Raw genomic sequence first — 12,501 nt, 5'->3', positions numbered from 1 at the left:
GGGACGCACCATGTCTATTTATCTGAACAAGGACTCCAAGGTCATCGTCCAGGGCATCACCGGCGGCGAAGGCACCAAGCACACTGCCCTGATGCTGAAGGCCGGCACCAACATTGTTGGCGGCGTCAACGCCCGCAAGGCCGGCACCACCGTGCTGCACGGCGACAATGAAATCACCGTCTTCGGCACCGTCAAGGAAGCCATGGCCGAAACCGGTGCTGACGTTTCCATCGTCTTCGTGCCGCCGGCCTTCACCAAGACGGCCGTCGTCGAAGCCATCGAGGCCGGCATCGGCCTCGTCGTTGTTATCACCGAAGGTGTCCCGGTCCAGGACTCCGCCGAGTTCTGGGCGCTTGCCCAGTCCACGGTTGACGCTGACGGAAACCAGGTCACCCGCATCATCGGACCGAACTGCCCCGGCATCATCACCCCCGGCGAGGCACTGGTGGGTATCACGCCGAACAACATCACGGGCAAGGGCCCCATCGGCCTGGTTTCCAAGTCCGGAACCCTGACCTACCAGATGATGTACGAACTGCGCGACCTTGGCTTCTCCACCGCCATTGGCATCGGCGGCGACCCCGTCATCGGCACCACCCACATCGACGCCCTGGCCGCGTTCGAGGCTGACCCCGAGACCAAGGCGATCGTGATGATCGGCGAAATCGGTGGCGACGCTGAGGAGCGTGCCGCTGACTTCATCAAGGCCAACGTCACCAAGCCCGTTGTTGGCTACGTTGCCGGCTTCACCGCCCCCGAAGGCAAGACCATGGGCCATGCCGGCGCCATCGTCTCCGGTTCCGCCGGAACGGCCCAGGCCAAGAAGGAAGCCCTTGAGGCTGCAGGCGTGAAGGTCGGCAAGACGCCATCCGAGACCGCCAAGCTGCTGCGCGAAGTCTACGCAACGCTCTAGTAATTCCCCCCCACACCAACGCGGGGTCACTTACCGCCCATTCCAGACACCGGGATGGGCGGGGAGTGACCCCGCGTTGCTGTTTAAGGTACGACGGCGGGTGGTTCCCTTTCTCCGGAAAGGAACCACCCGACGTCGTACTTCTGCTTACTGGACCTTGGCTCCGCTGAGCAGTTCGTCCAGCCGTTCGTAGCCTTCGGTCATCCCGCCTTCCATGCCGGACTGCGCCATCCCGTCCCGCGCCTCCTGGGAGGGGTAGACGGAGTGGCCGCGCAGCCGGGTCCTGCCGTTGCCGAGGTCCTCGAAGGTCATGAATTCCAGGCTGACCACGTCCGGGTACCCGCCGAATTCGAAGGTCTGGATGGCGAACTCGTTTTCGCGGACCGTGTGGAAGATGCCTTTGAACTCGTACGGCACCCCTTCGGGTCCGGTGTGCAGGTAGCTGTAACTGCCGCCGGTGCGGAAATCGTAATGGTCGATGTCCATTGTGTAGCCCCTCGGGCCGAGCCACTGGACGATCAGGTCCGGATCCTTGTGGGCGCGGAACACATCGGCCACAGGGAAGTCGAACTCACGCTCGTAGTCGATGAAGGGAACGCCTTCCGGAACGCTGAGTTTGAGGGAATTGCTCACGATAACTCCTTGGAGGTTATTCGCTGCCAGTTGCAGCGCGTGATTGGAGCACGGCGTCCAGGCTGCGGAACTGCCCCTCGCGGACCAACCTGTATTGGTCGATCCATGCGGTGAGCGCCTCAAGCCGCGCAGGGTTTAGGTGTACGGGCCGGCGTTGTGCATCCCTGGTCCGGGTGACCAGTTCCGCCTGCTCGAGTACCTGGATGTGTTTCGAGACCGCCTGCTTGGAGATCTCGAAAGGTTCCGCCAGTTCGTTGACGGTTGCCGGCCCCCGGCTGAGCCGGGCGATGATGCTCCGCCGCACAGGATCGGCCAAGGCCATAAAGGCCGAGTCCAGTGCCGTGTTTTCGGAGGTCATAGCAGCCTTCTTGTAATCAATCCTTTTGTTTATCAACCTTTTGATTGTTTAAGAATAAGGCCCTTCGCCTGTGCGTTCAACCCCTTCCAGCTCTTGTTCTTTCAAAACCTAGTTTGTTAGTATGTCAGTACAAACTTTTGAAGGAGATCAATATGCCGCTGGTACGTATCGATGTCAACAGAGGGCGCAGCCCTGAGGAATTGCGGCTGCTCAGCAGGGGGATTCATGATGCCATCCTGGCCGAGTACGCAATTCCCGAGCGGGACTACTTCCATATCCTGACCGAGCACCCGGAGGGGCAGATTTTCGCCCAGGATGCAGGACTGGGATTTGAGCGCACCGGGGGAGTGGTGATGATTCAGATCTTTACGCAGGGCGGCCGAACACAGGAGGCCAAGCAGAGACTGTTCGCTGCTGTTGCGGACAAGCTCGCCGGGGTGGGGGTCGCCGGTGAGGACGTGTTTATCGGCTACGTGGAAAACACGGCCGGCGACTGGTCTTTTGGATTTGGCCGCGCGCAGTACGTGACCGGGGAGCTGGCAGTACCCCGCAAATAGGGTCTTTTTCGGGCGCGTAGATAGAGCGCTCTAAGTAGCGTTGTAAGTATGTCAGTACAAACCTTTGACAGGACATTCGATCTAGGGCAAAGTAGTGCCTGTGGCCCGCGCCACGCCCAGCCAGACCGGAGCTCCAGTACGTTCAGGGGTCCAAAGTAACAAACCAGAAAGGTCCACGATTACCGTGACCCACGAGCTTCTTACGATCGGGCGCATCAGCGTTGATATCTACCCGAACGATATTGGGGTGGACCTGGAGGACGTGACGTCTTTCGGGAAATACCTTGGCGGTTCCCCGTCCAATGTGGCCGTCGCCGCAGCACGGCACGGCCGTCGGACCGGTGTGATCACCCGCACCGGCGATGACGCCTTCGGCAAGTACCTGCACCGGGAACTGCGGAAGTTCAACGTGGACGACGCCTACGTCACCGCTGTGCGGGAGTATCCGACGGCGGTCACGTTCTGTGCGATCAAGCCGGCTACGGACGAGTTTCCGCTGTACTTCTACGGCCGCTTTCCCACGGCGCCGGACCTGCAGATCAAGGCCGAAGAGCTGGACCTGGACGCCATCCGTGAGGCCGGGATTTTCTGGTCCACGGTGACCGGCCTGTGCCAGGAGCCCAGCCGCGACGCGCACCTCAAAGCCCATGAGGCACGGCCGCGCACCGCCTTGGCCGAAGGCCAGTTCACGATCCTCGACCTGGACTACCGGCCGATGTTTTGGGCCTCGGAGGAAGAGGCACGGGCTGAAGTGGCCAAGGTCCTCCCGCACGTCACCGTCGCCATCGGCAATGACAAGGAATGCGCCGTCGCAGTGGGGGCGGGCACTCCTGACGAGCAGGCTGACCGGCTGCTCGCCGCCGGCGTCGAGATTGCCGTCGTCAAGCTCGGCCCTGAGGGCGTCATGGCCAAGACCCGCACCGAGCGCGTGGTCTCTGCTCCTGTTCCGGTGGAAACCGTCAACGGCCTCGGTGCCGGCGATTCCTTCGGCGGCGCTTTCTGCCATGGCCTGCTCTCCGGCTGGCCCCTGGCCCAGGTCCTGGACTACGCCAACGCCGCCGGCGCAATCGTTGCCTCCCGCCTCTCATGTGCTGATGCGATGCCGACGCCGGATGAAGTCACCGAGCTGCTGGCCGAACGGGGCCGGCCGGTCCCTGGCCAGGACGCTAACCAACTCGCCCCCGAAGGAGCGGCCCTGTGAGCCTCAACCCCGGAACCGCCACCCTCGCGGTGGACGACGATCCCCGCCGCTACGCGCACCTGAGCACCATTCGCCTGGAGGACCCCGGCGCCGTCGCCCGCGCCGCCAAGGCGCGCCGCCGCCACTCCGGTCCTAAAGCCGGCCGGCAGAACTTCATCGTCGCCGCCGACCACCCGGCCCGCGGCGCACTTTCTGTCGGCAATGACCCTGTGGCCATGGCGGACCGCCGCCAGCTGCTCGACCGGCTGCAGATCGCGCTGGCCAACCCTGCAGTGGACGGCGTGCTGGCGTCCCCGGACATCATGGATGACCTGCTGCTGCTCGGTGCACTGGACGGCAAGCTGCTCTTCGGTTCCATGAACCGCGGCGGACTCACCGGCCTGGTCAATGAATTCGATGACCGCTTCACCGGCCATACGGCCGCGGCCCTCGAAGAGCTGGGCGCAGACGGCGGCAAGATGCTCACCCGGATCTGCCTCGGCGACCCCGATACCGTGGCCCTGCTGGAAGCCACTGCCAGGGCCATCGATTCGCTGGCGGAACGTAAGCTCATCGCCATGGTGGAGCCCTTCCTCTCGGTCCGCGAAAACGGCAAGGTGCGCAATGACCTCTCCACGGATGCGGTGATCAAGTCCATCGCCATCGCCGAGGGCCTGGGCTCCACGAGCGCGTACACCTGGATGAAGCTGCCGGTGGTCGCCGGGATGGAACGGGTCATGGCTGCAACCACCATGCCCACCGTGCTGCTGGGCGGAGACCCGGCCGGCACCCAGGACGAGGTCTTCGCCACCTGGGGAGCCGCCCTCGCGCTCCCCGGCGTGCAGGGACTCACCGTGGGCCGGACCCTGCTCTATCCTGCCGACGGCGATGTTGCCGGCGCAGTCGCAGCGGCTGCCTCCCTCCTGAAGCACACCACAGAAGTATCGGAGTAAACAGAATGGGAACTGCAACGCGCAGAATGACCGTGGCGCAGGCCGTTGTCGAATACCTTTCGAAGCAGTACACCGTCGATTCCATTGACGGCGTTGAGTACCGCGAACGGCTGATTCCGGGCACGTTCGGGATCTTCGGGCACGGCAATGTGGCCGGTGTGGGCCAGGCTTTGAAGCAGTACCAGCAGCTGGACCCGGCCATCATGCCGTATTACCAGGGCCGGAACGAGCAGGCCCAGGTCCACCAGGCCGTGGGTTATGCCCGGCACACCCGGCGGCGCCAGACGTTCGCGATCAGCACCTCGATCGGTCCGGGTTCCTCGAACCTGCTGACCGGTGCGGCACTGGCCACGACGAACCGGCTGCCGGTGCTTTTGCTGCCCAGTGACACGTTCGCCACCCGCGCCGCGGACCCGGTGCTGCAGCAGCTTGAGCAGCCCTACGCCTACGACCTGACCGTCAATGACGCTTTTAGGCCGCTGTCCAAGTTCTTTGACCGGGTCACCCGGCCCGAGCAGCTGTTCTCTGCGTTCCACCACGGCCTGCGGGTCCTGACGGACCCTGCCGAAACCGGCGCGGTGACCATCTCGCTGCCGCAGGACGTCCAGGCCGAGGCGTTCGAGGTGCCCGAGGAGTTCCTGGCCGAGCGGGAGTGGCGGATCCGCCGCCCGGACGCGGACGACGACGACATCGCCCGCGCCGCCGCTGCCATCCGTGCGGCGAAGCGGCCACTGATCATCGCCGGCGGCGGCGTCCTGTACGCCTACGCGAACGGGGAACTCGCGAAGTTCGCCGAGCTCACGGGCATCCCCGTGGGCAACACGCAGGCCGGGGTCGGCGTCCTGCCCTGGGACCACAAGTTCTCCCTCGGTGCGATCGGCTCCACGGGCACGACGGCGGCGAACGCCATTGCTGCCGAGGCGGACCTGATCATCGGCATCGGCACACGGTACGAGGACTTCACCACCGCGTCCCGGACCGCGTTCCAGAACCCGGACGTGCGCTTCGTGAACATCAACGTCGCCCCGATCGATGCATACAAGCACGGCACCACGCTGCCGATCGTTGCCGATGCCCGCAAGGCCCTGGTCAAGCTCAACGCGGCCCTCGGCGGGTACCGCGTCGGCGCGGACCTGGAACAGCAGATTGCTTCTGAGAAGAAGCGCTGGGACGCTACCGTGGACGAGGCCTTCGATACCCGCTTCACGCCGCTGCCGGCACAGAACGAAATCATCGGCGCCACATCCCGCGCCATGGACCCGGCCGACGTCGTGATCTGCGCCGCGGGTTCCCTGCCCGGGGACCTGCACAAAATGTGGCGGGTCCGGGACCCGTTCGGCTACCACGTGGAATACGCCTACTCCTGCATGGGCTACGAAATCCCCGGCGGGCTCGGCGTCAAACGCGCCGCCCTTGCCGAGGCCGCCAACGGCGGAACCCAGCGCGACGTCGTCGTGATGGTGGGGGACGGCTCCTTCCTGATGATGCACACCGAGCTGGTCACCGCCGTCGCCGAACGGATCAAGCTGATCGTGGTCCTGATCCAGAACCACGGCTACGCCTCCATCGGTTCCCTGTCCGAAATGCTCGGCTCACAGCGGTTCGGCACCCAGTACCGTGCCCTCAATGAGGAGCAGCACAGCTTCGACGAGGGCGAGACCCTGCCGGTGGACCTGGCCCTGAACGCCGAGTCCCTGGGCGTGAAGGTCATCCGGATCGAACCGGGGGAGAAGGTCATCGCCGAACTCGAGCAGGCCATCCGCGACGCCAAAGCCGCACCCGAACGCAGCGGACCGATCCTGATCCACGTCGAATCCGACCCGCTCCTGGACGCACCGTCCTCCGAGTCCTGGTGGGACGTTCCCGTCTCCCAGATCTCGGAACTGGACTCCACCAAGCAGGCCTTCCAGACCTACACCGACCACAAAGCCCGCCAGCGCAAACTGCTCGGCTAACCTCCCTGAACTTCATCCCCTTCGACTACTCAAGGAAGAGTCCCATGACTGCCACCACCACTGACACCACCACCATCAACCACTTCATCAACGGCGCCGAAACTGCCGGTGAAGGTGACCGCACCACCCCTGTCTACAACCCGGCCACCGGCCAGGTCAGCGCTGAGCTGCGTCTGGCCAACCGGGCCGACCTGGACGCCACCGTCGCCGCCGCCCGCAAAGCCGCCGATACCTGGGGTGACATCTCCCTGGCCAAGCGCACCGCCGTGCTCTTCAAATTCCGCGAACTTGTCGCCGCGCACGTGGACGACCTCGCGGCCCTGATCACGGCCGAGCACGGCAAGGTCCTCTCCGACGCCAAGGGCGAAATCGGCCGCGGCCTGGAAGTCATCGAATACGCCTGCGGCATCCCCACACTGCTCAAGGGCGACTACTCGGACCAGGTCTCCACCGGCATCGACGTCTTCTCCTTCCGCGAACCCCTCGGCGTCGTCGCCGGCATCACCCCGTTCAACTTCCCCGTCATGGTCCCTTTGTGGATGGCCCCGATGGCGATCGCCACCGGCAACGCGTTCATCCTCAAGCCCTCCGAGCGCGACCCCTCCGCCTCCATGCTCCTGGCCAAACTCTGGAAGCAGGCCGGCCTGCCCGACGGTGTGTTCCAGGTCCTGCACGGCGACAAGGAAACCGTTGACGGGCTCCTGACCCACCCGGACGTGGACGGGATCTCCTTCGTCGGGTCCACCCCGATCGCGCAGTACGTCCACGAAACCGCCACCAAGCACGGCAAACGCGTCCAGGCCCTGGGCGGGGCGAAGAACCACGCCATCGTGATGCCCGACGCGGACCTGGACAACGCCGCGGACCACCTCGCCGCCGCCGCGTTCGGCTCCGCCGGGGAACGCTGCATGGCCATCTCCGTCGCCGTCGCCGTCGGGGACGCCGCAGACCTGATCGTCAAAAAGGTCGAAGAACGCGCCCTGGCCGTGAAGGTCAACAACGGCACCGCACCCGACGCCGAAATGGGCCCGGTCATCACCCCGGCCTCCAAGGAACGCATCATCAAAATCGTCACCGAAGCCGAAACCGCCGGGGCCGCCATGGTGGTGGACGGCCGGGACCTCGTGGTCCCCGGCCACGAAAACGGCTTCTGGGTCGGCCCCACCGTCATCGACCACGTCAAGACCGAAATGACCGCCTACACCGAGGAAATCTTCGGCCCCGTCCTCGTCGTGGTCCGCGTTGACACCCTCGAAGACGGCATCAACCTCATCAACGCCAACCCCTACGGCAACGGCACCGCCATCTTCACCTCCTCCGGGGCCGCAGCCCGCAAGTTCCAGCGTTCCGTGACCGTCGGCATGATCGGCATCAACGTGCCCCTCCCGGTACCGGTGGCCTACCACTCCTTCGGCGGCTGGAAAGCCTCGCTCTTCGGCGACAAGCACATCTACGGACCCGAAGGCGTATCCTTCTACACCCGCGGCAAAGTCATCACCTCCCGCTGGCCCGAAACCCACCACGCCTCCGGCGCCTCCTACAACTTCCCCTCCAACTGACTGGCAGTAGTTGTCGTTATGAGCCCTCAAAACGACAACAAGTGCGAGTTACTTGGGAAACAGAAGGATTGAGACATGACTGAGAACAAACTGATCATTGGCACGGCGCCGGACTCCTGGGGCGTCTGGTTTGCGGACGATCCCCAGCAGACACCCTGGGAACGGTTCCTCGACGAAGTAGCCGCATCCGGCTACAAGTGGATCGAGCTGGGCCCCTACGGCTACCTGCCCACCGACCCCGCCCGGCTTGCCGAAGAACTCAAGCAGCGTGACCTTCAGGTCACCGCGGGCACCGTCTTCACGGCCTTCCATCGCGGCCTGGACCAGTGGGAGACCGCCTGGGAGCCGGCCCGCAAGGTTGCCGAACTGACGGCAGCCATGGGCGGCGAGCACATCGTGGTCATCCCGGCCATGTGGCGTGATGACGTCACCGGTGAGGCGGTGGAAAGCGGCACCCTGAGCGACAAGGCCTGGGGTGACCTCTTCGCCGGACACAACCGGCTGGGCAAGACCCTCCTGGAGGACTTCGGCCTGAAGCAGCAGTTCCACTCCCACGCTGACTCGCATGTCGGAGCCCAGGAGGAGATTGAAACCCTGCTCGCAGCAACCGACGCGAAGTACCTGAACCTGTGCCTGGACACCGGCCACGCCGAATACTGCGGCGCCTCCAGCCTGGAGCTGATCAAGAACTACCCGGACCGCATCGGCTACCTGCACCTGAAGCAGATCAACCCGGAGATCCTCAAAAAGGTCAACGAGGAAAACATGACCTGGGCCGCCGCGAACCTGGCCGGCGTGATGACCGAGCCGCCGAACGGCCTCCCGGACCTCCGCGCCGTCATCGAAGCCGTGGAAGCGCTGAACCGGCCCATCTTCGGCATCGTGGAGCAGGACATGTACCCGGTGGCGTTCGATGTGCCCATGCCCATCGCAAAACGCACTCGCAACTACCTGCTGTCCTGCGGTTCCCGTACCGCCGTCAGCTGACCCACACAACACCAAAGGACAAAACACATGACTGAAACCTTGCGCGTAGCCGTCATCGGCGCCGGACGCATGGGTGCGGACCACATCCAGCGCCTCCACAACCGAATCCACGGAGCCGAAGTTGCCGCCGTCGTGGACGTGGACCTGGCCCGGGCCCAGGCCGCAGTCGAAGGCATCCCGGGCGCTGTCGCCCTGGCTGACGCCGAGGAAGCCCTCAACAACGGCGACGTCAACGCCGTCCTGATCGCCACTCCCGGCTTCCTGCACGAGGACATCCTGCTCAAGGCGATCGCCAAGGACATCCCGATCCTCTGCGAAAAGCCCTTGACTCCCGACGCCGAATCCTCCTGGAAAATCGTTGAGGCCGAGGTCGAGCTGGGCCGCAAGCGGATCCAGGTGGGCTTTATGCGCCGCTTCGATGCCGAGTACGCCGCCCTGGGCCAGATCATCCGCAACCACGAGCTGGGCGAGCTGCTGATGCTGCACCACCAGCACCGCAACCCGAGCACACCCGCGGGCTTCACCAACGAGATGCTGATCAACGACTCAGTGGTGCACGAGTTCGACGCCATCCGCTTCTTTACCGGCGAGGAAATCACCAGCATCCAGGTCCGCCTGGGCAAGGCCACAAAGAACGCCCCGAACGGCCAGCATGATCCCCAGCACGTCCTGCTCGAAACCGAGTCCGGGGTCCTGGCCGACGTCGAAATCTACGTTAACGCCAAGTTCGGCTACGAGGTGGCCACCCAGGCGTCCTTCGAAGAGGGCATCGTCAGCATCGGCGGCGACAAGGGCCCGTACACCCGCAGCGCAGGCCGCTGGGGCGGCAACGTCACACCAGGCTTCGAGGAGCGCTTCGGTGCGGCGTACGACGTCGAAATCCAGTCATGGGTGGACGCGGCACGCCGCGGCGGGATAGGCGGCCCCTCCGCCTGGGACGGTTACGCCACCGCCGCCTGCTGCGAGGCCGGCGTCGAAGCGCAGAAGAACGGCGAAAAGGTTGCAGTGAAACTGGCCGCCAAGCCCGACCTCTACAACTAGCCCCGGCATTTCCTCCTTCCTGACTGATCCACAATGGAGTGTTTTTCGTGAAAATTGCGCTTGATCCCACCCCGTTCCACCACTCGCACGGCCTGCTCGAGTTCCCCAAAGTGGTGGCGGACCTTGGCTACAAGTACATGCAGATGACCCCGCACGCCGACTTCATCCCCTTCTACAACCACCCGAAAGCCGATGATGAGCTGGTGGGCCAGCTGGGCAAGGCCTGCAGGGATGCCGGCATCGAAATCGCGTCGGTGCTGCCGGTGCTCCGGTGGTCCGGCCCGGACGAGGACGCCCGGGAGGCGGCCGTCCGCTACTGGAAGCGTGTCATCCAGATCGCCGTTGACCTCGGCGTCGGAACCATCAACACCGAATTCAGCGGCCGGCCGGAACTGGCGGAAGAATCCGAGCGGGCCTTTTACCGGTCCATGGAGGAACTGCTTCCGATCATCGAGCGCGAGGGCATCGACCTCCTGATCGACCCCCACCCGGACGACTTCGTGGAGGAGGGCCTTGCCGCGATCCGGGTCATCCGTGGCCTGAACTCGAAAAACGTGGGTCTGGTCTATGTGGCCTCCCACAGCTTCCACATGAAGAACGCGCCCCTGGACATCATGCGGGCGGCAGGGGACAAGCTGCGCCTTGTCCACGTGGCTGACACCATGAACCACCACGCCTCGCACGGCCTGCGCTACATCACCAACCCGCCAGGAAACGCCGTCCGCGTCCACCAGCACCTGAAGATCGGCGACGGCGACGTGAACTGGGATGAATTCTTCGGCGGGCTCAAGGAAATCGGCTTCCTGGACCGCGACGATACCGTGATGGTGTCCAGCGTCTTCGCGGAGGACGAGCATGCGGAGGACGTCTCCCGGTACCAGCTGGAGACCATCAGGCAGCACGTTCAAAAGGTCAGCGTATGAGTGCCCCTGTCCCCTCAGACACACGCAAGCCGCCGGCCAACCACAAACGGGCACTCCGCACCGTCACCATCATTTCCACGTTCGGCGGCCTGCTTTTCGGCTACGACACCGGTGTGATCAATGGCACCCTGCCCTACATGCAGGAGGACCTCGGACTCACGCCGCTGACCGAAGGCCTGGTCACGTCCTCGCTCCTGTTCGGTGCGGCGTTCGGTGCCTTGCTCGGCGGCCGCCTGGCTGACCGCAACGGCCGCCGGAAGATGATCATGGTGCTCGCGGTCATCTTCCTGATGGGCACGCTGGCGTGCACGTTCGCACCAAGCACCGAGGTGATGATCGCGGCCAGGTTTGTGCTGGGACTCGCCGTGGGCGGTGCGTCAGTGACCGTGCCCGTGTACCTTGCGGAAGTCTCGCCCAGCGCCCGGCGCGGACGGATCGTCACGCAGAACGAGCTCATGATCGTCACGGGGCAGCTGCTGGCATTCATTTTTAACGCCTACCTCGGCAACACGTTCGGTGAAGCCGGCGGCATCTGGCGCTGGATGCTGGTGATCGCCACCCTGCCCGCCATCGCACTGTGGATTGGCATGAACTTCATGCCTGAGAGCCCGCGGTGGCTCGCTTCCATGGGGAGCTTTGGCGAGACACTCAGTGTCCTGCAACGGATCCGGTCACAGGCTGATGCCCGCACCGAATTCGAAGAGGTCAAAGCCATGGCCGTAGAGGACTACAAGTCCAAGATGGGCTCATGGAAGGACCTGGGCATCCCGTGGCTCCGGCGCATCTTTATGGTCGGCATCGGCCTGGCCGTCATCCAGCAGATCACCGGCGTGAACTCCATCATGTATTACGGAACCCAGATCCTGGCCGAGTCCGGGTTCGGCAGGGAGGCGGCCCTGACCGCCAATATTGCCAACGGCGTCATTTCAGTGCTGGCAACCTTTGTTGGCATCTGGCTGCTGGGCAAGGTGGGCCGCCGCAGGATGCTCATCACCGGGCAGGTCGGCACCACCACAGCGCTGCTGCTGATTGGCTTCTTTTCGTTGGTCCTCCCCGAGGGAACGGCGCGGGGCTTCGTTATCCTGGCCCTGACGGTAACCTTTCTTGCTTTCCAGCAGGGAGCCATTTCACCGGTGACCTGGCTGATGCTTTCCGAGATCTTCCCGCTGAAGATCCGGGGACTCGGAATGGGCGCCTCCGCCTTCGTCCTGTGGATTGTGAACTTCCTGATCGGCTTCGGCTTCCCGCAGCTCCTTGCCGCGATCGGAATCTCCAACACGTTCATTGTATTTGCCGTGCTGGGGGTTGCCGCGATCGCCTTCGCAGCCAAGTACGTGCCGGAAACCAAGGACAAGAGCCTGGAAGACCTGGAGCACTACTTCAAAGGCGTCGCAGCGGCGAAGGCTCTGGCTGCACGCCAGGCCACCTGACCGACGCGAGTA

At 64.3% G+C, this 12,501-nt stretch carries 12 protein-coding genes; 10 read left to right on the top strand and 2 right to left on the bottom strand.

The features are described from left to right. Positions 1 to 10: 10 nt before the first annotated feature. Positions 11 to 913 (top strand): succinate--CoA ligase subunit alpha, encoded by a 903-nt coding sequence (gene sucD, locus ACFVYC_RS14095; RefSeq protein WP_387551036.1) that lies wholly within the window; start codon positions 11 to 13, stop codon positions 911 to 913. 147 nt (positions 914 to 1,060) lie between these two features. Here the strand turns inward: sucD and ACFVYC_RS14090 are convergent, their stop codons facing one another. Next, positions 1,061 to 1,546 (bottom strand): SRPBCC family protein, encoded by a 486-nt coding sequence (locus ACFVYC_RS14090; protein WP_387551033.1) that lies wholly within the window; start codon positions 1,544 to 1,546, stop codon positions 1,061 to 1,063. 16 nt (positions 1,547 to 1,562) lie between these two features. Next, positions 1,563 to 1,904, bottom strand: coding sequence for an ArsR/SmtB family transcription factor (locus tag ACFVYC_RS14085; RefSeq protein WP_387551030.1), 342 nt, complete (start codon positions 1,902 to 1,904; stop codon positions 1,563 to 1,565). A 152-nt stretch (positions 1,905 to 2,056) separates the two neighbouring features. Between ACFVYC_RS14085 and ACFVYC_RS14080 the strand changes: the two genes are divergently transcribed. The 9 genes from ACFVYC_RS14080 (at position 2,057) to ACFVYC_RS14040 (ending at position 12,489) form a co-directional block, all read left to right on the top strand. Continuing rightward, positions 2,057 to 2,461, top strand: a complete 405-nt coding sequence (locus ACFVYC_RS14080; protein ID WP_387551027.1) for a tautomerase family protein — start codon at positions 2,057 to 2,059, stop codon at positions 2,459 to 2,461. A 184-nt stretch (positions 2,462 to 2,645) separates the two neighbouring features. Next, complete coding sequence (gene iolC, locus ACFVYC_RS14075) at positions 2,646 to 3,662, top strand: 5-dehydro-2-deoxygluconokinase (RefSeq protein ID WP_387551024.1); 1,017 nt, start codon at positions 2,646 to 2,648, stop codon at positions 3,660 to 3,662. Beyond that, positions 3,659 to 4,594 carry a deoxyribose-phosphate aldolase gene (locus ACFVYC_RS14070; RefSeq protein ID WP_387551021.1) on the top strand — a complete coding sequence of 312 codons (936 nt, stop codon included), beginning with the start codon at positions 3,659 to 3,661 and terminating at the stop codon, positions 4,592 to 4,594. The genes iolC and ACFVYC_RS14070 overlap by 4 nt, the downstream gene beginning before the upstream one ends. 5 nt (positions 4,595 to 4,599) lie before the next feature. Further along, the gene (iolD, locus tag ACFVYC_RS14065) at positions 4,600 to 6,549 is read left to right on the top strand and encodes a 3D-(3,5/4)-trihydroxycyclohexane-1,2-dione acylhydrolase (decyclizing) (RefSeq protein WP_387551018.1); all 1,950 of its coding nucleotides are present in this window, start codon (positions 4,600 to 4,602) and stop codon (positions 6,547 to 6,549) included. 44 nt (positions 6,550 to 6,593) lie between these two features. Then, positions 6,594 to 8,108, top strand: a complete 1,515-nt coding sequence (locus ACFVYC_RS14060; RefSeq protein ID WP_387551015.1) for a CoA-acylating methylmalonate-semialdehyde dehydrogenase — start codon at positions 6,594 to 6,596, stop codon at positions 8,106 to 8,108. 75 nt (positions 8,109 to 8,183) lie between these two features. Further along, on the top strand, positions 8,184 to 9,095 hold the full coding sequence (locus ACFVYC_RS14055; RefSeq protein WP_387551012.1) for a sugar phosphate isomerase/epimerase family protein: 912 nt from the start codon (positions 8,184 to 8,186) through the stop codon (positions 9,093 to 9,095). A gap of 27 nt (positions 9,096 to 9,122) precedes the next feature. Further along, a complete protein-coding gene (locus tag ACFVYC_RS14050; RefSeq protein WP_387551010.1) occupies positions 9,123 to 10,136 on the top strand; it encodes a Gfo/Idh/MocA family protein in 1,014 nt (337 codons plus the stop codon). Between the two features lie 47 nt (positions 10,137 to 10,183). Beyond that, a complete protein-coding gene (locus ACFVYC_RS14045) occupies positions 10,184 to 11,059 on the top strand; it encodes a sugar phosphate isomerase/epimerase family protein (protein ID WP_387551007.1) in 876 nt (291 codons plus the stop codon). Further along, on the top strand, positions 11,056 to 12,489 hold the full coding sequence (locus ACFVYC_RS14040) for a sugar porter family MFS transporter (RefSeq protein WP_387551004.1): 1,434 nt from the start codon (positions 11,056 to 11,058) through the stop codon (positions 12,487 to 12,489). Before ACFVYC_RS14045 ends, ACFVYC_RS14040 begins: the two co-directional genes overlap by 4 nt. Positions 12,490 to 12,501 lie beyond the last annotated feature (12 nt).

The organism is Pseudarthrobacter sp. NPDC058329 (genome assembly GCF_042879835.1).
Taxonomy (GTDB): domain Bacteria; phylum Actinomycetota; class Actinomycetes; order Actinomycetales; family Micrococcaceae; genus Arthrobacter.
This window is presented reverse-complemented; position numbering and strand designations above follow the sequence as displayed.

What these genes read in the sequence shown, in the direction of transcription:
- sucD (WP_387551036.1), top strand. Translation starts at nt 11, where the DNA reads ATGTCTATTTATCTGAACAAGGACTCCAAGGTCATCGTCCAGGGCATC.
- ACFVYC_RS14085 (WP_387551030.1), bottom strand. Translation starts at nt 1,904, where the DNA reads ATGACCTCCGAAAACACGGCACTGGACTCGGCCTTTATGGCCTTGGCC.
- ACFVYC_RS14080 (WP_387551027.1), top strand. Translation starts at nt 2,057, where the DNA reads ATGCCGCTGGTACGTATCGATGTCAACAGAGGGCGCAGCCCTGAGGAA.
- iolD (WP_387551018.1), top strand. Translation starts at nt 4,600, where the DNA reads ATGGGAACTGCAACGCGCAGAATGACCGTGGCGCAGGCCGTTGTCGAA.
- ACFVYC_RS14060 (WP_387551015.1), top strand. Translation starts at nt 6,594, where the DNA reads ATGACTGCCACCACCACTGACACCACCACCATCAACCACTTCATCAAC.
- ACFVYC_RS14055 (WP_387551012.1), top strand. Translation starts at nt 8,184, where the DNA reads ATGACTGAGAACAAACTGATCATTGGCACGGCGCCGGACTCCTGGGGC.
- ACFVYC_RS14050 (WP_387551010.1), top strand. Translation starts at nt 9,123, where the DNA reads ATGACTGAAACCTTGCGCGTAGCCGTCATCGGCGCCGGACGCATGGGT.
- ACFVYC_RS14040 (WP_387551004.1), top strand. Translation starts at nt 11,056, where the DNA reads ATGAGTGCCCCTGTCCCCTCAGACACACGCAAGCCGCCGGCCAACCAC.